Source organism: Acinetobacter sp. SFA, from assembly GCF_001647535.1.
Taxonomy (GTDB): Bacteria; Pseudomonadota; Gammaproteobacteria; order Pseudomonadales; family Moraxellaceae; genus Acinetobacter; species Acinetobacter pecorum.
In genome coordinates this window covers 128,776-155,472 of the sequence record NZ_LSZI01000018.1, presented here as the reverse complement: position 1 = coordinate 155,472, position 26,697 = coordinate 128,776, and the positions used below count along the sequence as shown (strand labels likewise).

Annotated in this window: 26 protein-coding genes; 20 read left to right on the top strand and 6 right to left on the bottom strand. The window is 46.2% G+C overall.

Translation table 11 applies throughout. From position 1 onward, the window contains the following. Positions 1–70 precede the first annotated feature (70 nt). The 15 genes from nuoC (at position 71) to AY607_RS10510 (ending at position 16,444) form a co-directional block, all read left to right on the top strand. Entirely contained in the window at positions 71–1,858 is a 1,788-nt protein-coding gene (gene nuoC / locus AY607_RS10580; RefSeq protein ID WP_064096462.1) for an NADH-quinone oxidoreductase subunit C/D, read from the top strand. Positions 1,859–1,872: 14 nt separating this feature from the next. Beyond that, positions 1,873–2,382, top strand: coding sequence for an NADH-quinone oxidoreductase subunit NuoE (gene nuoE / locus AY607_RS10575; protein WP_004280775.1), 510 nt, complete (start codon positions 1,873–1,875; stop codon positions 2,380–2,382). Continuing rightward, entirely contained in the window at positions 2,379–3,710 is a 1,332-nt protein-coding gene (nuoF, locus tag AY607_RS10570; protein WP_064096461.1) for an NADH-quinone oxidoreductase subunit NuoF, read from the top strand. The genes nuoE and nuoF overlap by 4 nt, the downstream gene beginning before the upstream one ends. Before the next feature lie 11 nt (positions 3,711–3,721). After that, complete coding sequence (nuoG, locus tag AY607_RS10565; protein ID WP_064096460.1) at positions 3,722–6,400, top strand: NADH-quinone oxidoreductase subunit NuoG; 2,679 nt, start codon at positions 3,722–3,724, stop codon at positions 6,398–6,400. 3 nt (positions 6,401–6,403) lie between these two features. Further along, complete coding sequence (gene nuoH / locus AY607_RS10560; RefSeq protein WP_064096459.1) at positions 6,404–7,411, top strand: NADH-quinone oxidoreductase subunit NuoH; 1,008 nt, start codon at positions 6,404–6,406, stop codon at positions 7,409–7,411. A gap of 16 nt (positions 7,412–7,427) precedes the next feature. After that, positions 7,428–7,970 carry an NADH-quinone oxidoreductase subunit NuoI gene (nuoI, locus tag AY607_RS10555; RefSeq protein ID WP_064096458.1) on the top strand — a complete coding sequence of 181 codons (543 nt, stop codon included), beginning with the start codon at positions 7,428–7,430 and terminating at the stop codon, positions 7,968–7,970. Next, positions 7,970–8,488: an NADH-quinone oxidoreductase subunit J gene (gene nuoJ / locus AY607_RS10550; RefSeq protein WP_171254965.1), complete on the top strand. Its 519-nt coding sequence runs from the start codon at positions 7,970–7,972 to the stop codon at positions 8,486–8,488. Before nuoI ends, nuoJ begins: the two co-directional genes overlap by 1 nt. Beyond that, positions 8,488–8,796 carry an NADH-quinone oxidoreductase subunit NuoK gene (gene nuoK / locus AY607_RS10545; RefSeq protein WP_004280769.1) on the top strand — a complete coding sequence of 103 codons (309 nt, stop codon included), beginning with the start codon at positions 8,488–8,490 and terminating at the stop codon, positions 8,794–8,796. Before nuoJ ends, nuoK begins: the two co-directional genes overlap by 1 nt. Further along, entirely contained in the window at positions 8,793–10,688 is a 1,896-nt protein-coding gene (gene nuoL, locus AY607_RS10540; RefSeq protein WP_064096456.1) for an NADH-quinone oxidoreductase subunit L, read from the top strand. The genes nuoK and nuoL overlap by 4 nt, the downstream gene beginning before the upstream one ends. Position 10,689: 1 nt before the next feature. After that, complete coding sequence (gene nuoM, locus AY607_RS10535) at positions 10,690–12,303, top strand: NADH-quinone oxidoreductase subunit M (protein WP_064102495.1); 1,614 nt, start codon at positions 10,690–10,692, stop codon at positions 12,301–12,303. Positions 12,304–12,306: 3 nt separating this feature from the next. Further along, the gene (nuoN, locus tag AY607_RS10530; protein WP_064102494.1) at positions 12,307–13,851 is read left to right on the top strand and encodes an NADH-quinone oxidoreductase subunit NuoN; all 1,545 of its coding nucleotides are present in this window, start codon (positions 12,307–12,309) and stop codon (positions 13,849–13,851) included. A 124-nt stretch (positions 13,852–13,975) separates the two neighbouring features. Further along, complete coding sequence (upp, locus tag AY607_RS10525) at positions 13,976–14,611, top strand: uracil phosphoribosyltransferase (RefSeq protein WP_064096453.1); 636 nt, start codon at positions 13,976–13,978, stop codon at positions 14,609–14,611. Between the two features lie 84 nt (positions 14,612–14,695). Then, positions 14,696–14,989 carry a cold-shock protein gene (locus AY607_RS10520; protein ID WP_064096452.1) on the top strand — a complete coding sequence of 98 codons (294 nt, stop codon included), beginning with the start codon at positions 14,696–14,698 and terminating at the stop codon, positions 14,987–14,989. Between the two features lie 202 nt (positions 14,990–15,191). Continuing rightward, a complete protein-coding gene (locus AY607_RS10515; protein ID WP_064096451.1) occupies positions 15,192–15,551 on the top strand; it encodes a hypothetical protein in 360 nt (119 codons plus the stop codon). A 170-nt stretch (positions 15,552–15,721) separates the two neighbouring features. Then, positions 15,722–16,444: a cold shock domain-containing protein gene (locus tag AY607_RS10510; protein ID WP_064102493.1), complete on the top strand. Its 723-nt coding sequence runs from the start codon at positions 15,722–15,724 to the stop codon at positions 16,442–16,444. Between the two features lie 41 nt (positions 16,445–16,485). On the opposite strand, the gene gigC is transcribed toward AY607_RS10510, so the two are convergent. Continuing rightward, positions 16,486–17,364 (bottom strand): LysR family transcriptional regulator GigC, encoded by an 879-nt coding sequence (gigC, locus tag AY607_RS10505; RefSeq protein WP_064096449.1) that lies wholly within the window; start codon positions 17,362–17,364, stop codon positions 16,486–16,488. A gap of 85 nt (positions 17,365–17,449) precedes the next feature. Between gigC and AY607_RS10500 the strand changes: the two genes are divergently transcribed. Next, a complete protein-coding gene (locus tag AY607_RS10500; protein ID WP_064096448.1) occupies positions 17,450–18,211 on the top strand; it encodes a ferredoxin--NADP reductase in 762 nt (253 codons plus the stop codon). Positions 18,212–18,282: 71 nt separating this feature from the next. Here the strand turns inward: AY607_RS10500 and AY607_RS10495 are convergent, their stop codons facing one another. The 5 genes from AY607_RS10495 to AY607_RS10475 all read right to left on the bottom strand — a co-directional run bounded on the left by AY607_RS10495 (position 18,283) and on the right by AY607_RS10475 (position 22,144). Further along, complete coding sequence (locus AY607_RS10495; protein ID WP_171254964.1) at positions 18,283–19,008, bottom strand: amino acid ABC transporter ATP-binding protein; 726 nt, start codon at positions 19,006–19,008, stop codon at positions 18,283–18,285. Between the two features lie 14 nt (positions 19,009–19,022). Next, complete coding sequence (locus AY607_RS10490; RefSeq protein ID WP_064096446.1) at positions 19,023–19,706, bottom strand: ABC transporter permease subunit; 684 nt, start codon at positions 19,704–19,706, stop codon at positions 19,023–19,025. Continuing rightward, the gene (locus tag AY607_RS10485; protein WP_064096445.1) at positions 19,706–20,449 is read right to left on the bottom strand and encodes an amino acid ABC transporter permease; all 744 of its coding nucleotides are present in this window, start codon (positions 20,447–20,449) and stop codon (positions 19,706–19,708) included. The genes AY607_RS10490 and AY607_RS10485 overlap by 1 nt, the downstream gene beginning before the upstream one ends. Before the next feature lie 62 nt (positions 20,450–20,511). Beyond that, complete coding sequence (locus tag AY607_RS10480) at positions 20,512–21,444, bottom strand: transporter substrate-binding domain-containing protein (protein WP_064102492.1); 933 nt, start codon at positions 21,442–21,444, stop codon at positions 20,512–20,514. Between the two features lie 277 nt (positions 21,445–21,721). After that, the gene (locus tag AY607_RS10475; protein ID WP_064096443.1) at positions 21,722–22,144 is read right to left on the bottom strand and encodes a hypothetical protein; all 423 of its coding nucleotides are present in this window, start codon (positions 22,142–22,144) and stop codon (positions 21,722–21,724) included. Between the two features lie 149 nt (positions 22,145–22,293). Between AY607_RS10475 and eat the strand changes: the two genes are divergently transcribed. The 4 genes from eat to AY607_RS10455 all read left to right on the top strand — a co-directional run bounded on the left by eat (position 22,294) and on the right by AY607_RS10455 (position 26,438). Continuing rightward, positions 22,294–23,736 carry an ethanolamine permease gene (gene eat / locus AY607_RS10470; RefSeq protein ID WP_064102491.1) on the top strand — a complete coding sequence of 481 codons (1,443 nt, stop codon included), beginning with the start codon at positions 22,294–22,296 and terminating at the stop codon, positions 23,734–23,736. A gap of 25 nt (positions 23,737–23,761) precedes the next feature. After that, a complete protein-coding gene (locus AY607_RS10465) occupies positions 23,762–25,147 on the top strand; it encodes an ethanolamine ammonia-lyase subunit EutB (RefSeq protein ID WP_064096441.1) in 1,386 nt (461 codons plus the stop codon). A 9-nt stretch (positions 25,148–25,156) separates the two neighbouring features. Beyond that, positions 25,157–25,972, top strand: a complete 816-nt coding sequence (gene eutC, locus AY607_RS10460) for an ethanolamine ammonia-lyase subunit EutC (protein WP_064102490.1) — start codon at positions 25,157–25,159, stop codon at positions 25,970–25,972. Positions 25,973–26,111: 139 nt separating this feature from the next. Then, entirely contained in the window at positions 26,112–26,438 is a 327-nt protein-coding gene (locus AY607_RS10455) for a hypothetical protein (RefSeq protein WP_064096439.1), read from the top strand. Positions 26,439–26,697: the final 259 nt, after the last annotated feature.

Here is a 26,697-nt window from a genome sequence, read left to right as displayed (position 1 = left end):
TTGTGCACCCGCTATGGGTGTAGTTGTCGTTTAGGTTGACTGAATTTGTATTAAATAGGAAGCCAAGCCAATGGCTGAAACTGACATTGCTATGCCAGAATCAACGCCTGTTGATTCACGCCCAGCATTTGCGATCATTGAAGAGCTCAAAACCAAATTTGGTGAGAACTTCTTTGTGCAAACGACTTTCGAGGATTTTCCGACAGTCTGGGTTGAGCGCGCACGTGTACAAGAAGTTTTAATGTTCTTGCGTACAGTGTCACGTCCTTACGTGATGTTGTTCGACCTGTCAGCGGTAGATGAGCGTCTGCGTACGCACCGCGACGGTTTACCTGCGTCTGACTTCACCGTGTTCTATCACCTGTTGTCGCTCGAGCGTAATACTGACATTCGTATTAAAGTTGCCTTAGCAGAAAGCGATTTGAATCTTCCAACGGCAACCAATATCTGGCCAAATGCCAACTGGTACGAACGTGAAGCTTACGATATGTTCGGGATCAATTTCGAAGGGCATCCAATGCTCCGTCGTATCTTGTTGCCAACCTATTGGGAAGGTCATCCGCTACGTAAAGAATATTCTGCGCGTGCGACCGAATATACGCCGTATCTGCAAGATAAAGCCAAACAGGACTACGAACAGGAACATCTTCGTTTCGTTCCTGAAGATTGGGGTATGAAGCGCGGCAATGCTGACGAAGACTTCATGTTCCTGAACCTGGGTCCGAACCATCCATCTGCGCATGGTGCTTTCCGTGTGATCTTGCAGCTGGACGGTGAAGAAGTTAAAGACTGTGTGCCTGACATCGGTTATCACCACCGTGGTGTGGAAAAGATGGCTGAACGTCAAACCTGGCATTCATTCATTCCATATACAGACCGTGTCGACTACCTCGGTGGCTGTGCACAGAACATGCCTTATGTGATGGGCGTGGAACAAATGGCGGGTATTACTGTACCTGACCGTGCCCAGTGTATCCGTGTCATGTTGTCGGAGTTGTTCCGTATCAATAACCACTTGCTGTTTATTGGTACCGCGATTCAGGATGCCGGCGGTATGACGCCAGTGTTCTACATGTTCGCCGACCGTCAGAAAGTCTACGATATCGTAGAAGCGATTACGGGTTATCGTATGCACCCGGCATGGTTCCGTATTGGCGGTACTGCCCACGACCTGCCAAATGGTTGGGACAAGCTGGTTCGAGATTTACTTGACTGGATGCCAAAACGTATGAATGAATACTACAAGGCTGCTTTACGCAACTCGGTATTTATGGGGCGTACCCAGGGTGTGGCGCAATACGATGCGAAATCGGCATTGGCTTGGGGTGTAACGGGTACAGGTCTGCGTGCTACAGGTATTGATTTCGACGTTCGTAAATACCGTCCATATAGCGGCTATGAAAACTACGACTTCGAAGTGCCTTTAGAGTACGAAGGCGATGCCTATGCACGTGTTATGGTGCATTTCCGTGAAATCGAAGAATCACTGAAAATTGTCAAGCAATGCTTAGACAACATGCCGTCTGGTGCATATAAAGCAGACCATCCACTGGCTGTTCCACCACCAAAAGACAAGACATTACAAGATATTGAAACCTTGATTACGCACTTCCTGAGCGTGTCTTGGGGTCCTGTAATGCCGGCAGGTGAAGCATCTGTGATGGCAGAAGTGGTAAAAGGCGCGTCGAACTACTACTTGACTTCAGACAAGTCAACCATGAGTTACCGTACCCGTATCCGTACACCAACCTTCACGCATTTACAGCAAATGCCTTCTGTGATTAACGGCAGCCTAATGTCTGACTTAATCATTTATTTAGCGACCATTGACGTCGTAATGGCTGACGTGGATCGCTAAGGGGTAAACGCATTATGATGATTTTGACTGATAAAAAGCCACGTGTGAATGTTGAAGGAATTTTGACTGCGGACGAAATTCACGATATTGAACATCACATGGGGCACTATCCATACCCACGTGCAGCGTGTCTGGATGCGCTGAAGTGTGTACAACGCCGTAATGGCTGGGTAGATGATGCGCAAATGAATGCCATCGCACAAATGCTGAGCATGAGCGTTGCAGATCTGGAAGGTGTAGCGACGTTCTATAACCGTATTTACCGTCAGCCGGTCGGTCGTCACGTAATTTTGTTATGTGACTCGATTGCGTGTTTCCTGATGGGTGCGGAAACTTTGGCAGAAGCATTCCAGCGCGAATTAGGCATTCAGTTTGGTCAAACGACTGCAGATGGTCGTTTCACTTTGTTGCCAATTTGTTGTCTGGGCAACTGTGACAAAGGTCCAACCTTAATGATTGATGAAGACACGCACGGTCTGGTTGAAGTGACTTCGGTGAAACAGCTGTTGGAGAAGTATGTATGAATACTGAACCAAAACCAATTTATGGTGACGGTAACCCGGAAACTCATCCGCTTACCTGGCGTTTAAGCAAGCAGGCCAACGTTCGTAATGCTGATGATTACGAAGCGCTGGAAGGTTATGCAGGCTTTAAAAAAGCCCTGTCTATGTCGCCTAAAGATGTATTGGAAGTGGTTAAGGCAGCGACTGTAAAAGGTCGTGGTGGTGCAGGCTTCCCGGCAGGCATTAAATGGTCATTGATGGCGCCAAATGACAACTCGGGTCCACGTTACCTGATTTGTAATGCCGATGAGATGGAACCAGGTACCTTCAAAGACCGTTTGCTGATGGAAGATCTTCCTCATCAATTGATCGAAGGTATGCTGATTGCAGGCTATACGCTGGAAGCGACCCATGGTTATATCTTTATCCGTGGCGAGTACATCGAAGCTGCAAAATACTTAAATGAAGCACTTGAGCAAGTTCGTGCCAAAGGCTACTTAGGGGACAACATCCTCGGTACTGGCTGGAACTTCGAGTTGCATGTGCATACCGGTGCGGGCCGTTATATCTGTGGTGAAGAAACTGCATTGATTAACTCGCTTGAGGGCCGCCGTGCCAACCCGCGTACTAAACCGCCATTTCCACAGGTTGCAGGTGCTTGGGGTCGTCCTACGATTGTCAACAACGTAGAGACCTACAATAACTTGCCAGCTATTATGCTGCGCGGTCCTGAATGGTATATCAACCTGTCTGCGGGTAAGTCGAAAGATCCGGGCACCAAGATTTATGGTGCATCAGGTAAGGTGAAATTCCCGGGTTTATGGGAACTGCCATTTGGTACAACAGCGCGTGAAGTGATTGAAGAACACGCTGGTGGTATGCGCGACGGTTTGAAACTGAAAGCATGGTTACCAGGCGGTGCATCAACTGACTTCCTGGCTGCCGAGCATATTGATCTTCCTATGGATGCGGAAAGCATCATGAAAGCAGGTTCACGTTTAGGTACCTGTCTGCTCATGGTGGTTGATGAAACCCAGTGTATGGTTTCAGCGACACGTAACCTCGAAGAATTCTTTGCACGTGAATCATGTGGTTTCTGTACACCTTGTCGTGATGGCTTGCCTTGGGCTGTGAAAGCACTAAAAGCACTCGAAGATGGCACAGGTAAGAAAGAAGATATCGATCACTTACAAGAACTGACTCGTAAGCTTTGGATTGGTAAAACTTTCTGTGCGCATGCTCCTGGTGCAATGGAGCCGCTTATGGGTGCACTCAAACATTTCCGTGGTGAATTTGAAGCGAAGGTCATCAATGCCGCCGCTCAAGTTAGCTCCGTAGAACAAGCTTAAGGAATTCGACTATGGCTACAATTCATGTCGATGGCAAATCGTATGAAGTCAACGGCTCGGAAAACTTGCTACAAGCATGTTTGAGTCTTGGCATTGATATCCCATACTTTTGTTGGCATCCATCCTTAGGTTCTGTCGGCTCTTGCCGTCAATGTGCCGTGACCCAGTACGCGAATCCAGAAGATACGCGTGGTCGTTTGGTCATGTCATGTATGACACCTGCAGCAGACAATACCTACATCTCGATTGAAGACAAAGAAGCCAAGGATTTCCGCGCTTCGATTGTTGAATTCTTGATGACCAACCACCCGCACGACTGTCCCGTCTGTGAAGAGGGTGGTCACTGTCATTTACAAGATATGACTGTAATGACACAGCATGACCGTCGTCGCTACCGTTTCACCAAACGTACGCATTACAACCAGGAACTTGGTTCGTTTATTGCGCACGAGATGAACCGTTGTATTGCATGCTACCGTTGTGTGCGTTACTACAAAGACTACGCAGGTGGTACCGACTTTGGCGTGTATGCCAACGCATCACGCGTGTATTTCGGTCGTCCAGAATCAGGCACCTTAGAGTCTGAATTCTCGGGTAACCTGACTGAAGTGTGTCCGACTGGTGTATTCACAGATAAGACTCACTCTGAACGCTACAACCGTAAGTGGGACATGCAGTATGCACCAAGCGTATGCCAGGGCTGTTCTTCAGGCTGTAACATCTCTCCGGGTGAACGTTATGGCGAACTTCGTCGTGTAGAAAACCGTTTTAACGGTGAAGTGAACCAATACTTCCTATGCGACAAAGGCCGTTTCGGTACTGGTTATGTGAACCGTGCAGACCGTCCACGTCAGCCACAATTCCGTAATGGTGCTACTGTTGAAACTGTTTCAGTTGATGCAGCACTCGATACGGTTATTGCAAATATCCAAGGCAAAAAAGTACTGGGTATTGGTTCGCCGCGAGCGTCTCTTGAATCGAACTACGCACTTCTTGAGCTGGTTGGTCAAGATCGCTTCTCAACCGGTCTGTCTCAAAAAGAGCACAACCTGGTTGAACTGGCTGCTTCTATCATGCAAACCGAGGGTGTATACAACCCTAACATGCGTGAAATTGAGAGCTATGATGCGGTACTGATTCTGGGTGAAGACCTGACTCAAACTGCACCTCGTATGGCTTTATCTGTTCGCCAGGCTGCGAAAAATAAAGGCAAAGAGATGGCAGCAGAGCGCCGTACCCAAGAATGGTTAGCTGAACCGGTACAACGTATTGCGCAAGATGCCAAATCTCCGATTTACATTCTGGCTGCGACTCAAACCCGTTTGTCTGATGTTGCTGAAGGGGAAGTGGTTGCGTCTCCAAACGACATCGCGCGTTTAGGTTTTGCGATTGCGGCAGGCGTGAAAGGTGAGAGCATTCTTGGTTTAGACGATGACGCGAAAGCATTTGCACAAACGATTGCAGACACTTTAAAAGCTGCCAAGAAACCACTGATCATTTCGGGTACAAGCCTGCAAGATCCTGCCATTATGGAAGCTGCGGCACAAGTTGCACAGAATCTGGGTAATGCCGGTTTGACCTTGACGGTTCCTGAAGTGAACTCGATGGGTATGGCAATCTTTGGTGGTCAAAGCCTGGAGCAAGCATTTGCACAAGATTACGATACTGTCATCGTAGTTGAAAATGACCTTTACCGTCGTCTTCCTGCTGCACAGGTCGATGCTGCACTTGCAGGTAAAGAAGTGATCGTACTGGATCACTCTGAAACTGAAACAGTGAAAAAAGCCGACATTGTGCTTTCTGCTGCAAGCTTCGCGGAAGGTGATGGTACGGTTGTATCGCAAGAAGGCCGTGCACAACGTTTCTACCAAGTGTATGACCCAAGCTACTACAATCCTGAGCTGGCGATTAAAGAATCTTGGCGCTGGTTACACGCTCTGGAAACAGGCGTGAAAGGCAAAGCGATTTCTTGGACTTTGCTGGATGACGTGATCGAGTCAGTGGCAAAAAACATTCCAGCGCTGGAAGGCATTCTGGATGTTGCACCTGATGCGGGCTTCCGTGTACATGGTCTGAAAGTGGCACGTGAACCACGTCGTTACTCAGGCCGTACTTCGATGCGTGCGCCATTGTCTGTCCACGAGCCGAAACAGCCAACCGATATCGATTCTGCATTAACATTCTCTATGGAAGGTTATGTGGGTAATGAAACACCATCTCCACTGATTCCATTTGCCTGGTCTGCAGGCTGGAACTCTCCACAAGCCTGGAACAAGTACCAGAATGAAGTGGGTGGTCACTTAAAAGGTGGTGATTCAGGTGTTCGTCTATTCGACCGTTTACCAAAACGTCCAGCACGCAGTTTTGTTGCACCGGCACCTGTTTTGGTGAATGCTGAGAGCTTCCGTTTGGTGCCAATGCACCATATCTTTGGTTCAGGTGAATTCACCGTAAAAACACCAGCGATGGAAACCCGTATTCCTGAACCGGTATTTGCAGTAGGTGAACAGGATGCTGCTCGCTTGAATGTTCAAGATGGTCAGCGGATTACAGTTAAAGCAGGTGAGACCTCGATTGTTCTTCCTGTACAAGTAATCGAATACTTACCAACAGGTTATATTGGTTACCCAATCGGTCTGGCACCGACGGTATCTCTTGCAGAGCCTGTTTCAGTCGCGGTAGGAGCGTAATTCATGGAACAAGAATTAATCCGTCAAACGCCGCTGTGGGCTGAAAACTGGCCAATCGCCTATTCAGTCATTCAAGCGATCGTGATCTTGCTGGTTGTGGTACTGATCGCTGCGTTGATGTCTTTTATTGAACGTCGTTTACTCGGCTTGTGGCAAGACCGTTACGGTCCGAACCGTGTTGGTCCGGGCGGTATGTTCCAGATTGTTGCCGACATGCTGAAAATCATGTTCAAGGAAGACTGGACCCCCAAATTTGCTGACAAATTGACTTTCCGGATGGCGCCAGCAGTTGCGATGGCAACTGCGGTGCTGTCGTTCATGGTTATTCCTGTTTCACCGTATTTGGGTGTTGCAGACATGAACATCGGCCTGTTGTTCTTTATGGCAATGGCAGGGATTGCAGTCTATGCAGTCCTGTTCGGTGGCTGGTCATCCAACAACAAATATGCCTTACTGGGCGGTTTGCGTTCTGCAGCTCAAACTATTTCGTACGAAGTGTTCCTAGGTATCTCACTCATGGGTGTGGTGGCAATTGCCGGCTCATTCAACATGCGTGAAATCGTTGAAGCACAAAAAGACGTCTGGTTTGTGATTCCTCAGTTCCTTGGCTTCCTGATTTTTGTGGTTGCGGGTGTGGCGGTAACGCATCGTCATCCATTTGACCAACCAGAAGCGGAACAGGAACTGGCGGAAGGTTACCATGTCGAATATGGCGGTATGAAATGGGGGATGTTCTTCGTTGCGGAATACGTTAACGTGGTACTGATCTCTGCATTGATCGTGACTCTATTCTTTGGTGGCTGGCTTGCGCCATTCAACCTTGATATTCCGTTCCTTCCAGCAGCATTCTGGTTCATTATCAAAACAGCTTTCTTTGTAATGATGTTTGTACTGGCGCGTGGTTCATTAATGCGTCCACGTTATGACCAGGTAATGAACTTTGGTTGGAAAATTTGCTTGCCATTAGCTCTAGTTAACCTGTTGGTAACTGGCGCGGTTATCTTGTGGTAAGGGCAGGGAGAACAAAATGTTTAAATTTCTAGCCGGGTTTGGATCGATTGTTCGTTCGCTTTGGATGGTGTTCAGCCATGCAACGCGTAAACGTGACACTATTCTTTACCCAGAAGTACCAGCCGAAGAAATCGTGCCACCACGTTTTCGTGGTCGTATCGTATTGACACGCGACCCTGATGGCGAAGAACGCTGCGTGGCATGTAACCTGTGTGCGGTTGCCTGTCCGGTAGGCTGTATTTCATTACAAAAAGCAGAACGTGAAGACGGTCGCTGGTATCCGGAATTTTTCCGTATCAACTTCTCGCGCTGTATTTTCTGCGGTATGTGTGAAGAAGCGTGTCCAACCACTGCAATTCAAATGACGCCTGACTTCGAGCTTGGCGAATATGTTCGTCAGGACTTGGTTTATGAAAAAGAACACCTGCTGATTTCTGGTCCTGGTAAATATCCTGACTATAACTTCTACCGTGTAGCCGGTATGGCAATTGCAGGCAAGGACAAAGGTCAGGCACAGCGTGAAAGTGCACCTGTTGATGTACGGAGTCTATTACCATGATGTGGCCATTTTATTTAATGGCCCTTGTGGCCATTGTCTCTACGGTTCGCGTGGTCACTAACGCGAATCCGGTACATGCTTTATTAAGCCTGATCGTATCCCTGCTTGCAGTCGCAGGCATGTTCCTGATTGTCGGTGCGCCTTTTGCGGGTGCACTGGAAGTCATCGTTTATGCGGGCGCGATCATGGTATTGTTCGTATTCGTCGTAATGATGCTGAACCTGGGTGAGCAGACTGTTGAACAAGAACGTAAATGGTTGACTTCATCAGCCTGGGCTTATCCTGCGTTGATGAGCTTCCTGATCGGTCTGGTGCTGGTGTGGGTATTAAGTTCTGACTACACGCAAGCTTCACTGGTGATGGGTACAGAAATGGTGGGCCCGAAAGCAGTGGGTCAAGCACTCTTTACGCAGTACTTGTTGTTGGTTGAAGTTGCCGCGATGTTATTGCTTGCTGCATTAGTAGCTGCATTCCATTTAGGTAAACGTGAACCAGATGCAGAAGAGGAAAAAGAATAATGGGCAACATCCCTTTAGAGCATGGTTTGATCGTTGCATCTATTCTCTTTGCACTGGGTTTTTACGGTGTAATGGTGCGACGCAACCTACTATTTATTTTAATGAGCCTTGAAATCATGATGAATGCTGCTGCTCTGGCGTTCGTCTTGGCGGGCAGTGCATGGGCACAGCCAGACGGTCAGATCATGTTTATCCTGATTTTGACACTTGCTGCGGCAGAGGCTTGTATTGGTCTTGCGATCGTCCTTCAGTTCTATCATCGCTTCCATCACCTGGATGTGGATGCTGCTAGTGAGATGCGCGGATGAGTTATTTATATCTAACAATTTTATTTCCGCTCATTGGTTTTGTCCTGTTAGCGGCGGGGCGCAACAAGCTTCCGGAATCTGTTGCAGCCATTATTGGTGTTGGTGCCGTCGGTTTATCTGCGCTGTTCGCATTGATTGCAGGTATGGACTTTGTTAACAATGGTTCAACTGCAGTAGTACAACATCTCTGGACCTGGTTCAGTGTTGGTGGTTTTGCACCGGGCATCAGCTTGCAACTGGATGGTCTATCTTTATTGATGCTGGGTATGGTGACAGGTGTGGGTTTCTTGATTCACATCTTTGCATCATGGTACATGCGCGGTGAAGAAGACTTTGCACGTTTCTTCTCTTACTTCAACCTGTTCGTTGCTAGCATGTTGTTGCTGGTATTGGGTGACAACCTGGCGTTGTTATTCCTGGGTTGGGAAGGCGTAGGTCTGTGTTCATACCTGCTGATCGGTTATTACTACCAGAACCCTGCAAATGGTCTGGCGGCAATCAAGGCATTTACCGTGACCCGTATCGGTGACGTATTCCTGCTGATTGCCATGTTCCTGATCTTCCAGCAATTTGGTACCTTGAACATTCAGTACATCGTTGAAAATGCAGCGACTGTAATGACCCAAAGTTCATCTTTGACCATCTGGACAGCATTGTTATTGTTCTTGGGTGCGGCGGGTAAATCTGCACAGATCCCGTTACAAACATGGTTAGCCGATGCGATGGCAGGTCCGACACCTGTTTCTGCATTGATCCATGCTGCGACCATGGTAACCGCAGGTGTTTACCTGTGCTGCCGTATGTTCGCAGTATTTGAACTTGCACCAGAAGTGATGGTATTTATTTCGATCACAGGTGCGGTGACATTGCTTGTAGCTGGTTTTGCTGCACTGGTTCAAACCGACATCAAACGTATTCTGGCTTACTCAACTATGAGTCAGCTGGGTTATATGTTTATGGCTGTAGGTGCTGAAGCGTATCAGGCAGGCCTATTCCACATGCTGACACACGCATTCTTCAAGGCACTCTTGTTCTTGTCGTCTGGTGCGGTGATTCTGGCTTACCATCACGAACAAAACATCTTCAAGATGGGCGGTCTGTTCTACAAGAACAAATTCCTGTTTGCATGTTTCGCGATTGGTGGCGGTGCATTGGCAGCGATCCCATTCCTGACCATTGGTTTCTTCTCAAAAGACGCGATTCTTGCTGCAGTCTGGACGCAAAGTCATGTTGCCGGTTTGCCGGTATATAACACGCTGTACTGGGTTGGTGTTGCAGGTGCATTCTTAACGTCTATTTATACATTCCGCTTAATCTGGGTTGTATTCTTCGGCAAAGAAAACACGCCTTATCACGAAATCAAAGGTGCAACATACTGGGCGCCATTGGCGATTCTTGCTGTACTTTCTACAGGTCTTGCGATCGTTCTGAAAGCACCAGTAATGAGCATTCTGGATGCTGCACGAATTCCAGCCTTTATTATTCCTGAAGCGCTTGAAGCAGGTGCACATGGTGCTGAATACATCGCAATCGCTGTTGCTTTGACAGGACTGGTAGTCGGTGTAGTACTGTTCGCTTTTGCTTACAGTGCCGTAAAACGTTTTGCAGCTACTTCTGTGGGTGCTGGTCTGGTCAATATCTGCCGTAATGCATTAGGTTTCGATACGCTTTATGACATCATTTTCGTGAAGCCATACTTATTGTTCGCGAAGATCTTTGGTCGTGATCCGATTGATGGCCTGTGGCTGGTACTTCCTGCACTTGTTAAAGGTGGTAACAGCTTTACAAGTTCACGTCAAACCGGTTTAGTACGTGAATATGCATCTAGTATGGGGCTCGGTGTCGTTGTCCTGCTGATGATCTTGATCGTGATTCAGGTTGTGGGGAAATAAAATGGAAGCTCCAAACAATATTATTTTGCCGGCTCTGATCCTCATTCCGTTCATTGCAGGTTTCATATGCTGGTTGGTCGATAAACTCGACCAGCACTTGCCGCGTTATATCGCGTTGATCGGTATGCTGGTGACGTTGGTCTTGACTATCGTCCTTTGGCAGACTGGTACTTATAACTATGAATTGGGCGGTGCTACACCTTCGTGGGCTGCCGAATTCAAACTGCCTTGGATTCAAACCCTGGGCATTAACATTCACCTTGCAGTGGATGGTTTATCACTTCTTATGGTTGGTTTGACTGCACTTCTAGGTGTTTTGGCAGTCGGCTGTTCATGGGGTGAGATTCAAAAGAATGTGGGTTTCTTCCACCTGAACCTGTTATGGTCTTTGGGTGGTGTCATCGGTGTATTCCTTGCGATTGACCTGTTCCTGTTCTTCTTCTTCTGGGAGATGATGCTGGTGCCAATCTACTTCCTGATTGCCCTTTGGGGTCATAAAGGGGCAGAAGGCAAGTCACGCGTATATGCAGCAACCAAGTTCTTCATCTACACGCAGGTTGCAGGTCTGGTGATGCTGATTGGTATCCTGGGTCTGGTGACTGTAGGCTACACCCTGACTGGCGAAATCCGTTTCGACTACAACTATTTATTAGGTGTGGCGAATACGCTTGATGCTCAGGCTCCAGCAGTTGCTTATGCATTCATGATCTGTTTATTCATCGGTTTTGCGGTAAAACTTCCAGTTTTCCCATTACACGGCTGGTTGCCAGATGCACATGCACAAGCACCAACAGCGGGTTCTGTCGATCTTGCAGGTATCTTGATTAAGACAGCTGCATACGGTCTGCTTCGTTTTGTGATTCCATTCTTCCCGGCAGCATCTGCACAGTTTGCAGACTTCGCGATCATTCTGGGTTTAATCGGTATCTTCTACGGTGCTTGGTGTGCTTTCCAGCAAACCGACATGAAACGCCTGTTGGCTTATACCTCTATTTCACACATGGGCTTCGTTTTACTTGCGATCTACGCAGGTAACATCCTGACCTTCCAGGGTTTGATGATCATGATGTTGGCACATGGTATTTCATCTGCTGCACTGTTCATTATGTGTGGTCAGGTATACGAGCGTGTGCATACGCGTGATATGCGTTTGATGGGTGGTATGCGTGGTCAGTTCCCGTATCTTGCATTCTTCCTGATGTTCTTCGTTGCGGCATTGGTGGGTATTCCAGGTCTAGGTAACTTCATTGGCGAGTTCCTGATCCTAATGGGTGCTTATGCACAATTCCCGGCGTTTACCATTCTTGCTGCGATCAGCTTGGTGTTTGCGGGTCTGTACGGTTTGATCCTGATTCACAAAGCCCTGTTTGGTGTACCAAGTGAAGCACAAAAGCAGCACTATACAAATCCGTTAAAAGATCTAAATGCACGTGAAACTGTATTATTGCTGATCTGTGCGTTTGGTCTACTTTGGCTTGGTCTATATCCACAAAGCTTCCTTGATATTTCAAACTCAAGCATGGCGTGGTTAGCGAATAGCTACATTCCAGTTCAAGAAGTGGTTGAAGTTACTAATCAAGTAACGACTCAACTTGAAAATGTGGAGATCCAATAAGCCATGAACTTCACAATGTCTTTTTCTGAGCTTATGCCTCTAGCACCTGTGATGATCGTGTCGTTAACTGCGATCGTCGTGATGTTGCTGACCGCAATCAAGCGTAACCATAATCTGGTGGCTACAACCACAGTGATTGGTTTAAACCTTGCTGCGATTTATATCATTTTCGTTTTGTTGGCGGGCGTATTTACACCTGCCAATGTGATGAATCTGTTCCTCGTAGATCCGTTTACGATGCTATACCAGTTTGTGATCCTGATTGCTGCACTTGCATGCAGCACTCTGTCACATGCCTATATCGAAACTTATAAAGATAACCGTGAAGAGCTGTATATCTTGATGCTGATATCCGTTGCGGGTGCCATGCTGATGGTAGCAAGCTCGCACTATGCATCATTCTTTATCAGCCTTGAATTGATGTCGATTCCTGTATACGGCTTGTTGGCATATACACATCAACGTTCTCAATCGCTTGAAGCAGGTGTGAAATATCTGGTGCTTTCAGCAACGGCATCTGCAATGCTGTTGATGGGTATGGCCTATGTTTATGCTTATACCGGCAGCTTAAGTTTCGTTGCAGAACCGGGCAAGCTGTTTACTGCATTCAGCCAACCGGCTGTAGTGATTGGTCTGGCATTAATTGTATTTGCTGTGGCATTTAAATTATCGCTGGCACCATTCCACAAATGGACACCAGACGTATACGCGGGTGCGCCAGCGCCAATCGCGACTTTCCTTGCGACAGTAGCGAAAGTAGCCATGATTGGTCTGTTTGTTCGTTATGCTTTGTCTTCAGGCCTAATCCTGGCGGACAGCTTCGTCACCATCATTTCGATTATTGCGGTTCTGTCTATCCTTGCAGGTAACTTACTGGCGGTTCGTCAGGTGAACTTGAAACGTATCCTGGCATACTCTTCAATTGCACACTTTGGTTATTTGCTGGTTGCTATCGTTACTTCGCGTAATACCGATTTCTTGCAGGTTCAAGGTTTTGCGACTTTTGAAAGTGTAAACGTCTACGTGATTACCTATGTGTTAACGACGATTGGTGCGTTCGGTGTCGTGACACTCATGTCTAGTCCGTATAACAATACGGATGAAGCGGGTAGTCTGGCTGAATACCGTGGTCTGTTCTGGCGCCGTCCGGTATTGACTGCTGTATTAACCGTCATGATGCTGTCTCTTGCAGGTATTCCTTTAACTGCCGGCTTTATCGGTAAGTTCCTGGTGATTAAAACTGCGGTTGCAGGCGAAGCCTGGTTCCTGAGTGCCATGGTCATCCTGGGCTCTGGTATCGGTTTGTATTATTACCTGCGTGTAATGGTTGTACTTTATATGACACCGCCTGAAACACCACGTCTAGATGCGGTGAATCATTGGGGTCAAAAAGTCGGCGGTATTATGGTGCTTCTTGCTGCGCTTGCGGTACTTGTGATTGGTGTCTACCCAGATCCAGTGATTGCAGTATCTAAGTATGCGTTCTTTGCAATGTCACCTGAATTACAGCAGTTCATTTTTACTCTGGTACAAAGTGGTTTTAACTAATATCTGCAAAGATTAATGTTATTACAAAAAAAGCCTCCATGATTGGGGGCTTTTTTATTTATACAAACGAATAAATGCCTTTATAATAGCGGAAATTTATCTTTAACCTTTTAGGTGTTCTCCCGTGGCAATCCATGAAATCCGTCATCCGCTCATCCGACATAAACTTGGTTTACTCCGTCGTGCAGATATCAGTACCAAGAACTTCCGTGAGTTAGCTCAAGAAGTGACGATGCTTCTGACTTATGAAGCGACCAAAGACCTGCCAATGGTTGAACACGACATTAACGGCTGGAATGGGGCTGTAACGGTTGACCGTATTGCCGGTAAAAAAATCACGGTTGTGCCGATTCTACGTGCCGGTATTGGCATGCTCGATGGTTTCCTTAACCTGATCCCAAGCGCAAAAGTATCTGTACTTGGTTTAGAGCGTGATGAAGAAACCCTGGAAGCACGTACTTACTATAAAAAACTGGTTCCAGACGTACAAAACCGTATCGCAATGATCATTGATCCAATGTTGGCGACAGGTTCTTCTCTTGTAGCGGCAATTGACGTGCTGAAAGCCAGCGGTTGTAAAGACATTCGTGTGATGGTTCTGGTGGCTGCGCCGGAAGGGATTAAACGTGTAGAAGCTGCACACCCGGATGTCATTATGTTTACTGCATCCATTGACAGCGGTTTAAATGAAAATGGTTATATCGTTCCGGGTCTTGGCGATGCTGGCGATAAAATCTTCGGTTCAGTTCAAAAAGACTAATTTTTGAATAGAATGAAAAAAGGGGCTACTACAGCCTCTTTTTTATATAATGTAGAAAAGGCATTTTCAGAATAGGACAACAGCATGAAAGATGAATTGTATCAGGGCAAAATCAAGAAGTATGATTCTGCCAAAGGTTTCGGTTTTATTGGCTGCACTGAAGGAGATGTCTTCTTCCATATTTCAGACTTCCCTGCAGCAGAAGGGGAACCAAAACGCAATGAACGCGTGAAATTTAATGTGGTTGAAAATGGCGACAAATATAAAGCGATCAAGATTGAACGTGTCGAAGACAAATCAAAGAAAGCTAAAAAATCTAAGGTTGCTGCACATAACCAGTCAATTACTTCTGCATTATTATCAAACCTTAAGCGCTAGTCTGCGATGGGTAGGGCTAAATAAAGAGGCATTCGTGCCTCTTTATTTATATAAGAATTTGTCAGTGGTAGGTTTAAAGCAGGCTTTGTAACCTAAAGCCTGCTTTTCTTTACGCAAACAATAAAATTTCCACCAAAGCTCTACAATCCTCCCTATTTCTCCTCAATTAAAATACATTTGTTGATTAATAGAGATAAATGTCATGTTTAAGGATGGAAAAATTAAAGCTTATGATTGCGAAGGTGCTTTAGGTATTCTGGAGATCACAGGAGAAGCTAAAGAATTAGGTTTTAAGCTACAGGATTTACCTTCGCCTGAAATTGAACCACAAATCGGAGAGCGACTTAAATTTAGAGTCATTGTCGACCAAGGTCAGATGAAACTGGACAATATGGTGCGCCTTGATATTAAAGTGCAGGATGAGTTTGTGCCAGATATTGTTGCCTTACAGTCCTTGGCACCAACAGTGTCTGTTCCGCTACGCAATTCAATTTTCTTTAGTCCAACATTATGGCTGGCATTGGTATCAGCTGTTGGTTTTATGATTTTTGGTGAAGTTTAAAGTTACGCTAGAGAGTGCCTATTTTCTATTTTTAACTTGGAATTTATCTATTCTTCAATTTTAACAGGCACCTTGCGGTGCTTTTTTGTTTCAGCATCAAAAAAATCAAGAAAGCTTTATAGTCTCTTTTTCATTACAATTATTAAAAATATTAAAGATAAGAGTGAATTATGTTTCAAGAGGGGAAAATTAAAACTTTTCACGAAGAGCGTGGTTTTGGTTTTATTCAGATCGAAGGGCAATCTAAAGATTTATTTTTTCATGTCACAGACTTTCCTAATAAAAATATTCCACCAAGAATTGGGGAAAAATTAAAGTTTCTGATTGTAGAAGATAATGGAAAGTTTAAGGCAGACCATATTGCTCGACTGGATATTAAATCAAAGGTAGCTGTTGAGCAGAATGATGATCAGTATGAAGATCCTGAAATACATACTTCCCCACATTATGAAAAGGCAAAATCATCGACTACATCAAAAATAATTACACTATCAGGGCTGTTTGTTATTTTGACCCTTGCTGGTCTTGTTTATAACCAATACCAAAGCTACCAAATTCAAAAACAGCAAAAGCTGGAAGAATTGATATTAGAGCAGCAACGAATTGTCGCTGAGCAGCGAGCAGCGCAAGGCGATCTGCCAATACAAGGATTATCGGAGCAGGGCCGGAAGAACTTGGAAAATCACGGGACTGATCTACGAAGTCAAGTCAACTCCGTCAATCTGAAAACTTCAGAAATGACTTCGCCATCTGTTTCTCAATTTAAATGCGATGGTCGAGAACACTGTAGTCAGATGAGTTCTTATGAGGAAGCATTATTTTTTATTCGTAACTGCGCAAATACTAAAATGGATGGCGACGGCGATGGTATTCCATGTGAAAGTCAGTTTTAATGAGTCATAAAAAAAAGCACCTTCAGGTGCTTTTTTTATTGTTAGCTTTCACAAAAATTCATAAAGGCTTTTAGCCCTGGGCCCTGATATTTCTGGCGATGCACCAGCATGAACAGCGGACGAGTCAACGACCAGAACGGGGTATCCAGAATCACCAATTGACCTTTTTCACGTAATGGTTCAATCGCAAGTTTGGAAATACAGGACATGCCGATTCCACCTGCTACAATTTTCAAGATGGCTTCATTATGACCGAGAGTGAGACGAATGCTGGCATCCGGCACATCTTTTAAAATGGCATTGTCAAACACTTCACGGGTACCTGAACCTTCTTCACGCAAAATCCATTCCACAGATTTGAAGTCTTCAGCGGTCAGCTCACGGTTCAATTGTGCAAGGGGATGATCCGGTGCACAGCATACAGCCAGCTCATCATCACGCCAATGGATACATTGTAACTGCGGAAGATGACAGGAGCCTTCGATCAGGGCAAGATCCAGCTGGAACTGATTTACCGCTTCAATCATTTGACGGGTATTGCCAACCTGAAGCTGTAAATGGGTTTGCGGCTGAATTTTCAGGAAATCGGCCATCAGGTCAGGAATCAGATAATCTGAAATCGTCAGAGTTGCGCCTAAACGTAAATCGATACTTTGCAGCTCGCCTTTGGCGACTTGTTCAAACGATTCACAACGACCTAAAATTTCCAGGGCTTGAGGGAGAAGAAAGCGCCCTAGATCATTCAGCTGTAAGCGTTTGCCCAGACGGTCAAATAGTGGAGCACCCAGACCATCTTCCAGATCTGCTAACGCCATACTAGCCGCACTTTGTGTAAGCTTGACGGCATCGCTAGCCTTCGTTACGGTACCCTCTTGTGCCACTGCTACAAAAACAGCCAATTGGCGTAAAGTCATGCGCATGAGTAGAGCCTTAACATTTAAAAAATATTAATAAATTATGCTGCCATGCTACCATGAGCACAGTCTTTCATGCCACGTTGAAATCATGTCAATTGAAAAATTTACCCAAGAAAAAGTTTTATCTGTACATCGTTGGACCAATACATTATTTAGTTTTACGATGACGCGCCCGGCACATTTCAAGTTTACGGCCGGACAGTTTGCGCGTATTGGCCTGCAGGTGGGAGATGAACTGGTAGTTCGTGCCTATTCAGTGGTTTCATCACCTTTTGATGAAATCCTGGAGTTTTTCTCGGTAGTCGTACCCGAAGGTAAATTTACTTCCAATTTACAGCATCTCAAAGTCGGGGATGAGCTGTTTCTGGAAAAAATTTCTTATGGCTATCTGACTCTGGCACGTTATCAGTTGCCTTTACCGAAAGACCTGTGGCTAATGGGTACTGGGACGGGTCTGGCACCATTTATCTGCATGTTGCAAGACTTTGAAACCTGGAGCAAATACGAAAAGATCAATCTGGTTTATAGTGTACGCACCCGGGATGAACTTGCTTATATAGAGCGGATTCAGGAAATTGCCCAGACCTTTGGCGAAGGGCATAGCGGTTTTAAATTTATCCCGGTGATTACCCGTGAACCTGATGCACCTTTGCACGACCGTTTGCCGGTCCTGATTGCCAATGGTGAACTGGAAAAGGTAGCGGGTTTAACGTTTAATCCGGAAACGACCCATGTCATGCTTTGCGGTAATCCGGAGATGGTGAACGACACCAAAGAAGCTTTAAAGGCCCGTGGCCTAACCATGAACCGCCGTGGTGAAGGAAATATTGCAGTAGAAAATTACTGGTAAGCAAAAAGCTTAGACTCAAAGCTCCTTCTGAAAATTGAAGGAGCTTTGAGATGAAAGATGACGAATAAAGCTTAATGCAAAATCTTGTTCAGGAATTGCTGGGCACGCTCACCACGCGGTGTATTGAAGAAATCGTCCTTACTGCAATCTTCCACAATTTTACCTTGATCCATAAAGATTACCCTATTTGCGACTTGTCGGGCAAAGCCCATTTCATGCGTAACACACATCATGGTCATACCTTCTTGGGCCAGTCCGACCATGACATCGAGCACTTCATTAATCATCTCAGGATCAAGTGCAGAAGTTGGTTCATCAAATAACATGGCAATCGGATCCATACTCAGTGCACGGGCAATCGCAACACGTTGCTGCTGTCCTCCAGAAAGTTGTGCCGGATATTTATTGGCTTGCGCACTTAGGCCGACACGATCCAAATAGGCAAGACCTTTCTGTTTGGCTTCGGCTTCAGAACGGCCCAATACCTTGATCTGGGCAATGCTCAGGTTCTCGGTAATGCTGAGATGCGGGAACAATTCAAAATGTTGGAAGACCATGCCGACGCGACTGCGTAATTTATTCAAATTGGTTTTCGGATCATTAATTTTAATCCCATCGACCAGAATATTGCCTTGCTGGATAGGTTCTAGGCCATTGACGGTTTTAATCAGGGTGGATTTTCCTGAGCCTGAAGGACCGCAGACAACGACAACTTCACCTTGCCGGATCTGCGTCGTGCAGTCAGTCAGTACTTGAAAATCTTTATACCATTTACTGACATGCTGGAGGTCAATCATGACTTTGGCTTCGTTCATACAGTTAACCTCCGCTGTAATTTTTTCACGATATACGTGGCAATCAGGCTAACGGTGAAATACACCAAGCCGGCAAAAAGAATATATTGGGTCAGTAAAGACATCAGGTCCCCCCGGACATAGCTGGTACGGAAAAAGTCCAGCAGGCCAATGGCATAGACCATGGTCGAGTCCTGAAACAGAATAATAGTCTGTTGTAATAACAGCGGTGTCATCTTGCGAAAGGCTTGAGGCAGAACAATCAGTCGCATGGACTGGCCATAACTCATCCCCAGTGCAGAGGCAGCATCGGTTTGACCCTTCGGAATGGACTGAATCCCGGCACGGACAATTTCCGAAAAATAGGCGGCTTCAAACAGCATAAAGGCGACAATACTGGATACCAGGGCTGTATCCATAGTCAGGTATTTGCCAGTCAGCCCGGTATAGATAAAGGGCACAGCAAAATAGAACCACATCAGCACCAGCAGCAGGGGAATGGAGCGAAACAGATTCACATAGCCTTTGGCAAGCCATTTCAATACCCGGATTGATGACAGCCGCATCAAAGCAAGCAAGGTACCAATCAGAATCCCGCCAACCGTGGCAAAACATACAACTTTTAAAGTGATACTGAAACCATGCCAGAGTGCTGGTGCGGAAAGCTGTAAATCCTGAAAAAATGCAGTGAACCCTTCCATTATTTCACTCCTGCAATTAGTCCAGGTACCTGAAAGCGCTTTTCCAGAAAATTCATGAAACTGATTAAGCAGACATTAATCAGGATAAAAATCAGGGTGACGTAGGTGTAAATCTCGATGGTATTCTGGGTGTATTCACTGATGGTTTTCATCTGGGAAATGATTTCTGCAACCCCGACCAATGAAGCCACCGAGGTATTCTTGACGCAGTTGGTCAGTTCAGAACTGAGCGGTGGCAAAATCAAACGGAAAGACTGCGGTAAGATCACATAGCGATATAATTGTGCAGTGCTAAAACCCATGGCATAGCCGGCATTGACCTGTCCGCTTGGAATAGCTTCAATCCCGGTACGTACCTGTTCGCAAACCCGCGCTGCGGTAAACAGCCCCAAGCCGATACTGGCAGAAATTAGTGCCGTGGTATTGGCGCCTAAATCATTGATCCACCAGTTATGAATATAGCTGGGCAGAAAGTTGGGCACCACATAAAACCAGATAAATAACTGGATCAGTAAAGGCACATTACGGAAAATGGTCACATAGGCCGTTCCAATAGCCCGAGCTGTAGGACTGGGTAAGGTCCGCATGATGCCTAAGAGGCTACCCAGCAGCATGGCAATTGACCAGGCGACAATCGCAATCACAGCCAACCAGCCGATACCCGTCATGATCCAGTTCAGATAGGTGGTATCCCCAATCCCGGTCGGTTGCAATAAGACACCCCAATTCCAGCTATAATTCATCGCAACTCCAACAAAGATCCTTAAACATATTAGGCTTAAGTAAGGTGGATAAGATTCAATGCTTATTGATCACGGTCATGCGGGTTGCTGATCAAATTTTTTAACGCATCAGACATGGCATAGTTCAAGTTGATATTCTTAGGTGGAATAGGCGACTGGAACCATTTTTTATACATATTGTTGATTTCACCGGAGCTATACGTGGCTTTAATAGCATCATCCACAACCTGCTTAAACTCGGGGTCACCCTTACGCAGCATACAGCCATAAATTTCATGAATCGGGGCAGTGCCAACAATGTGCCACTTCTCCGGATTTTTAGCCTTGGATTTTTCTCCGGCCAGCAGAATGTCATCCATCATGAAGGCTGCAGCCCGGCCATTTTGCAGCATTAAAAAGGATTCTGCATGATCTTTGGCAGAAATAATTTCACCAATACCCAGTTCTTTTTCGTGCTGGCGGATATAACGTTCAGATGTGGTGCCGGCAGTGGTGACGACCTTTTTACCTTTAAGATCGCTAAAGTCCTTGATTCCGGAATCGGTTGCGGTTAACAGGCGGGAACCCACTTCAAAGAAGCCGACTGAGAAATCGACCTGTTGCTGACGTTCTTTGTTGTTAGTTGTCGATCCACATTCCAGATCAACCGTACCATTGGAAACCAGAGGAATCCGATTCTGGCTGGTTACCAGGTTATAACGGATTTTTAGATCAGGCATGTTCAGCTTCTGTTTGACGGCTTCGACCACTTTTAGTTGCAGATCATGCGCATAGCCGACGGGTTGATTCGGGTTGTCGGCAATATAGGAAAATGGAATCGAGGAGTCGCGATAACCTAAAACAATGGTGCCGGACTGTTTGATTTTATTGAGTGTGCCGGAAGCCTTCTCGCCGCTTTGCTGAGTATTTGGCGCCTGATTATCACTACAGGCACTCAGTCCCAAGATCAGCGGGGTGGCACACAGCAAGGTAGCCAATTGAGATTTTAATTTCATCGTAAAACTCCATTTTTCCATTATTATGATCGAGCCTATTTTTGTGCTAAGACTGTATTAAGATTATTGCTATAAAGTCTAAATGCTCGTTTATATTCATCTTAGTGGATAATTCCAGCAGGACTCAAGCTGAATTTATTGCTGAAATGTTACTGACTTAAAAAGAAAACCTGGTGGATCAGGGACAAGATGCAAATAGGTATGAGGCTTAGGTTCAAAAGACGAAAAAACAATAAGTCATAAAAAACCTCCATTGCGGAGGTTTTTTGTTTCAAGCTTAATGTACAAACATATCCATGGATTCACGGATTTCCTGAATGGCGGTTTCGACATCGGAGCTGAGCCAGGTCGGTTCAAAGAATCCTGCATAGTGCTCAATACGGTCTGCAGGCACGACCAGACGCACTGGACAGTCTTCTTCCAGTAAGCGCCACGGAATAATTGGCACTTCATTATCCAGCCATGCCGTTACATCTCGAATATCGATAATCATTGCATTGACACAGTCCGGAAAAGGCATCACGGAAAATTCCTCGGTACGACGACGGAAATATTCCAGATCCTGCCAGCGAAGCAGGAAGCTTGGCTTGCTGAATTCAATAATTCCAATCAGATGCTGATCGCGGCTGTAGTGCAGCATGCATTGATGTGTGACGTCAGTATCAAGATCAAGCGATACACTTTGTTGACGATACGCCATATAACTCGGGTGTATAAATGAAAAGGTGGATAATTATAACGCATTTCATCGCTGAAAGGCAGCGTTCCGGATGTCTTCGCTGTAGCTCCCGTAACTGGTACGACTTATGCATATTTTCAGGGAACAACGATAAAAATAACGAGGTTGCTATGTCAGAATCAAAAAGTGTGATTGATACCGGTGTGACTGAAACAGCAGTACAGGAAGATTATTTTGCCTTGCGACAGCTCAAGAAAGGTGCTGTAGGCTGGTTGCTTCTTGTTGGTCTGGGGGTCGCGTATGTGATTTCCGGTGATTTTGCCGGCTGGAATTTCGGTCTGGCACAGGCGGGCTGGGGAGGTATGTTTATTGCGACCATTGTAGTGGCATTCATGTATCTGTGTATGTGCTTGGCCATGTCTGAAATGTCCACCATGCTGCCTACCGCCGGTGGGGGATACAGTTTTGCCCGGACTGCTTTTGGTCCCTTTGGCGGCTATCTGACCGGAAGTGCCATCCTGATTGAGTATGCCATCGCTCCGGCAGCAATTGCCTGTTTTATTGGCGCCTATTGCGAGGCCTTGTTTGGTATTGGCGGCTGGATCATTTATCTGGTGAGCTATCTGGTTTTTATGGGCTTGCATCTGAAAGGTGCAGGTGAAGCACTCAAAATCATGTTTGTGATCACCGCCATTGCCGCGATTGCCTTGATGGTGTTTATCTTTGGCATGTTGCCCTATTTTGATAGTGCAAACCTGTTTGATATTGCAGTCAGTAAGAAAGCAGTTGGTGCAAGCAGTTTCCTGCCATTGGGTTATCTGGGTATCTGGGCAGCAGTGCCTTATGCGATCTGGTTTTTTCTGGCAGTTGAAGGGGTGCCACTGGCAGCCGAGGAGGCCAAAGAGCCAGCCAAATCCTTGCCGCGTGGCCTGATTGGTTCCATGCTGATTCTGGCATTCTTTGCCCTGAGTATTTTGCTGCTCGGTCCTGGCGCAGCAGGTGCAGATACGCTGAAAGATTCTGGTGCACCACTGGTGGATGCCTTGGTTGCAGTGTATGGCGCCAATACCTGGATGGCAAGTTTCGTGAATTTTGTCGGGCTGGCGGGTCTGATCGCCAGTTTCTTCTCGATTATCTATGCCTATTCCCGTCAAATTTTTGCACTCTCACGTGCCGGTTATTTACCGAAAAAACTGTCCTTGACCAACAGCAATCATGCACCTTATTTGGCCATTATTATTCCGGGGATTATTGGCTTCCTGTTGTCCCTTTCGGGTGAAGGTGATCTGCTGATTCTGATGGCAGTCTTTGGTGCCACTATTTCCTATGTGCTGATGATGATGGCTTATATCAAACTTAAACTGTCCCGGCCGAATCTGGCACGTCCTTATCAGGCACCAGGTGGTATTGTCACGGCATCGATTGCTTTAGTGCTTGCAGCCATTGCAGTGGTCGCAGGCTTTCTGGTTGATCCAAAAGTCTGGTTAATGGCAGCTGCCATTTACGTGGCACTGATTCTCTATTTCCTGCTGTATAGCCGTCATCATCTAGTGGCAGGTACACCGGAAGAAGAATTTGCCCGTATCGAGGCAGCAGAAAAGGAATTGAAATAAATTATCTAGCATGGAGAACACGCTTATGCTGTATCAGATCAATGTGGCCAGTCAGTATTATGTTTTTGAGGATTTAAAAACCCTGTTGGCCAAGGCTACGCCTGAACGTTCTGGTGATCAGCTGGCAGGGATTGCGGCCACTGATGCAACCGAGCGGGTCGCTGCACAAATGTGTCTGGCAGAAGTGCCGTTACAGCAGTTTTTGCAAGAAGCAGTGGTTCCTTATGAAAAGGACGAGGTCACCCGCCTGATCATGGATGAACATGATGCTGATGCCTTTTATCCGATCTCGCATTTTACTGTTGGAGATTTTCGTAACTGGCTGCTCAGTGCAGATGCCACCACAGAAAAACTTGCTGCTTTAAAAATGGGTCTGATTCCGGAAATGGTCGCGGCAGTGAGCAAGATTATGCGCAATCAGGATCTGATTCTAGTGGCAAAAAAATGTCGTGTAATCACACGTTTTAGAAATACCATTGGTCTGAAAGGGCATCTTTCCACCCGCTTGCAGCCGAACCATCCGACTGATGATTTGATGGGAATCTCAGCTTCGATTCTGGATGGACTGATGTATGGCAATGGAGATGCGGTCATCGGAATCAACCCGGCGACAGATAATCTGCAGAATTTGACTGAGCTGCTCAAACTGCTCGATCATATTATCCAGGAATATAAGATTCCGACCCAGTCTTGTGTTTTGACCCATATCACGTCCGGCATTCAGCTGGCAAATAAAAATGTTCCGATTGATTTAATGTTCCAGTCCATTGCGGGAACCGAAAAAGCCAATACCGGTTTCGGCATCAATCTGGCGCTGTTGCAGGAAGGTTATGAGGCGACCTTAAGCCTGCAACGCGGCACCGTGGGCCAAAATGTCATGTATTTTGAAACCGGACAGGGCAGTGCCTTGTCTAGCAATGGCCATCATGGCGTGGATCAACAGACTGTGGAAGCGCGTGCCTACGCCGTGGCACGTAAGTTTAATCCCTTGCTGGTCAATACTGTAGTCGGCTTTATCGGGCCGGAATATCTGTATAACGGCAAGCAGATTATCCGGGCCGGACTGGAAGACCATTTTTGTGGCAAGCTGCTCGGTGTGCCAATGGGCTGCGATATTTGCTACACCAACCATGCCGATGCCGATCAGGATGATATGGATGTACTGCTGACCTTGCTTGCCAATGCCGGACTGAATTTTATCATGGGTATTCCCGGTTCAGATGATGTGATGCTGAATTATCAGACGACCTCCTTTCATGATGCGCTCTACATCCGGCAATTACTGGGATTAAAAGCGGCCCCCGAATTTGACCACTGGCTGGAGCAGCAGGGAATTTTGGCGCAACAGTCCAATCAGCTGCACTGGCCGACCGAGCTACCGAAGCAATTTTCACGTCTAATCCTGTCTTGAGGAAGTACTATGAAACTGATTGCCGATGTGAAATTTGAGTCCCAATTACAGGATAATCCCTGGCAGAAATTGAAAGCTTTTACTGATGCACGGATTGCCTTAGGCCGAACTGGTGGCAGCTTGCCGACTCGACCAAGTCTGGAATTTCAGCTAGCGCATGCTCAGGCCAAAGATGCCGTACTGAAGCCACTTGATGTTGAATCGTTAAAAGCGGGTTTGAGTAAAACAGGACTACCCATTCTGGAAATTGACAGTCAGGCGGTAGAGAAAGATCTTTATCTTAAACGTCCCGATCTCGGGCGTGTGCTTTCACAACAATCCAAAACGATGTTGCAGCAATACCGGGCCGAACATCAGCAACATTGGGATGTAGCCATTGTGCTGGGAGATGGGCTGTCGGCGCGTGCTATTGAGGAAAATGCACCTTATTTTGTTCCAGCCTTGATAGACGCTTGCAAGGAGGGAGGCTGGAAGGTTGCGCCCATGGTAATTGCACAAGGCAGTCGGGTCGCTTTAGGGGATGAAGTCGCAGAAATCTTGAAAGCCAAAATGCTGGTTATGCTGATTGGTGAGCGGCCAGGCTTAAGCTCACCAGACAGTATGGGTATTTACTATACTTATAATGCTTTTAAAGGCTGTCATGATGCCTTGCGTAACTGTATTTCCAATGTGCGGCCTGCAGGTCTGGCATATCCAATTGCCATTCAGCGACTGGTGGCATTGATGCGTAAATCCTGCGAACTTAAGCTTTCAGGGGTGCAGTTGAAAGATGAACACCAAACCCCAGTCGATATGCAACATACCTCAGTAAAACGGCTATTTTAACCAAGGCATCAATGAGAGAATTCTGAGGGATTAGTGACTTACATCTCGTCACCATCTCACCATGTTTTGTCACAGAAGCCTTATTCACAGCTTGTTATTCTAAAAATCTACTTATGAATAACAAAGAGTGAGGATGGTTATGGTCGATGATTTCAATAAAAAACCACCTTTGAATCATCAGGCAGACGTGACGCAGAAAAAGCGTATCCCTGTTTATATCTTGATTTTGGTCGGTATTTTTTTACTTGCCCTACTGTTTTATATGTTTTCTGACATGAAGCCAGATGCAAGTGATGCGCCTGCTGGGCATCCAAATCCAAATGTGCAGCCTGCTACCCCAAATAATTCGACCCCAGTCGGTGAGCCTACACAAGGCACTGCTACCACGAATAATGGAACTGAAGCAACTGCAACTGATGGTACAGAAGCAACTGCAACCGCGACTGACGGGCAGGCCACCCAATAACTAAAAATACCTGAAAAGCTCTAGTGAACCACTGGGGCTTTTTTGCAATGGAGCATGATGTTTGAAGGTAGTGCCATCTACCTGGTGTAAGTCTGAAAACATCAAATCCAAATATGAATCCGGAAGAAGAAGGGGCTGATTGCTTCAGGGACATGCCCCGATTTCAGATAAATAGCTTAATAACAATGAGGGTAGAACAACATGAATGATTATATGAGAAGCCCGCGTGGTGGCTTCGATGCAATGTACTATTGGGATC

Bases quoted from the DNA above. Each gene is read 5' to 3' on its own strand.
- nuoC (WP_064096462.1), top strand. From the start codon at position 71: ATGGCTGAAACTGACATTGCTATGCCAGAATCAACGCCTGTTGATTCA.
- nuoE (WP_004280775.1), top strand. From the start codon at position 1,873: ATGATGATTTTGACTGATAAAAAGCCACGTGTGAATGTTGAAGGAATT.
- nuoF (WP_064096461.1), top strand. From the start codon at position 2,379: ATGAATACTGAACCAAAACCAATTTATGGTGACGGTAACCCGGAAACT.
- nuoG (WP_064096460.1), top strand. From the start codon at position 3,722: ATGGCTACAATTCATGTCGATGGCAAATCGTATGAAGTCAACGGCTCG.
- nuoH (WP_064096459.1), top strand. From the start codon at position 6,404: ATGGAACAAGAATTAATCCGTCAAACGCCGCTGTGGGCTGAAAACTGG.
- nuoI (WP_064096458.1), top strand. From the start codon at position 7,428: ATGTTTAAATTTCTAGCCGGGTTTGGATCGATTGTTCGTTCGCTTTGG.
- nuoJ (WP_171254965.1), top strand. From the start codon at position 7,970: ATGTGGCCATTTTATTTAATGGCCCTTGTGGCCATTGTCTCTACGGTT.
- nuoK (WP_004280769.1), top strand. From the start codon at position 8,488: ATGGGCAACATCCCTTTAGAGCATGGTTTGATCGTTGCATCTATTCTC.
- nuoL (WP_064096456.1), top strand. From the start codon at position 8,793: ATGAGTTATTTATATCTAACAATTTTATTTCCGCTCATTGGTTTTGTC.
- nuoM (WP_064102495.1), top strand. From the start codon at position 10,690: ATGGAAGCTCCAAACAATATTATTTTGCCGGCTCTGATCCTCATTCCG.
- nuoN (WP_064102494.1), top strand. From the start codon at position 12,307: ATGAACTTCACAATGTCTTTTTCTGAGCTTATGCCTCTAGCACCTGTG.
- AY607_RS10520 (WP_064096452.1), top strand. From the start codon at position 14,696: ATGAAAGATGAATTGTATCAGGGCAAAATCAAGAAGTATGATTCTGCC.
- AY607_RS10515 (WP_064096451.1), top strand. From the start codon at position 15,192: ATGTTTAAGGATGGAAAAATTAAAGCTTATGATTGCGAAGGTGCTTTA.
- AY607_RS10510 (WP_064102493.1), top strand. From the start codon at position 15,722: ATGTTTCAAGAGGGGAAAATTAAAACTTTTCACGAAGAGCGTGGTTTT.
- gigC (WP_064096449.1), bottom strand. From the start codon at position 17,364: ATGCGCATGACTTTACGCCAATTGGCTGTTTTTGTAGCAGTGGCACAA.
- AY607_RS10500 (WP_064096448.1), top strand. From the start codon at position 17,450: ATGTCAATTGAAAAATTTACCCAAGAAAAAGTTTTATCTGTACATCGT.
- AY607_RS10495 (WP_171254964.1), bottom strand. From the start codon at position 19,008: ATGATTGACCTCCAGCATGTCAGTAAATGGTATAAAGATTTTCAAGTA.
- AY607_RS10490 (WP_064096446.1), bottom strand. From the start codon at position 19,706: ATGGAAGGGTTCACTGCATTTTTTCAGGATTTACAGCTTTCCGCACCA.
- AY607_RS10485 (WP_064096445.1), bottom strand. From the start codon at position 20,449: ATGAATTATAGCTGGAATTGGGGTGTCTTATTGCAACCGACCGGGATT.
- AY607_RS10480 (WP_064102492.1), bottom strand. From the start codon at position 21,444: ATGAAATTAAAATCTCAATTGGCTACCTTGCTGTGTGCCACCCCGCTG.
- AY607_RS10475 (WP_064096443.1), bottom strand. From the start codon at position 22,144: ATGGCGTATCGTCAACAAAGTGTATCGCTTGATCTTGATACTGACGTC.
- eat (WP_064102491.1), top strand. From the start codon at position 22,294: ATGTCAGAATCAAAAAGTGTGATTGATACCGGTGTGACTGAAACAGCA.
- AY607_RS10465 (WP_064096441.1), top strand. From the start codon at position 23,762: ATGCTGTATCAGATCAATGTGGCCAGTCAGTATTATGTTTTTGAGGAT.
- eutC (WP_064102490.1), top strand. From the start codon at position 25,157: ATGAAACTGATTGCCGATGTGAAATTTGAGTCCCAATTACAGGATAAT.
- AY607_RS10455 (WP_064096439.1), top strand. From the start codon at position 26,112: ATGGTCGATGATTTCAATAAAAAACCACCTTTGAATCATCAGGCAGAC.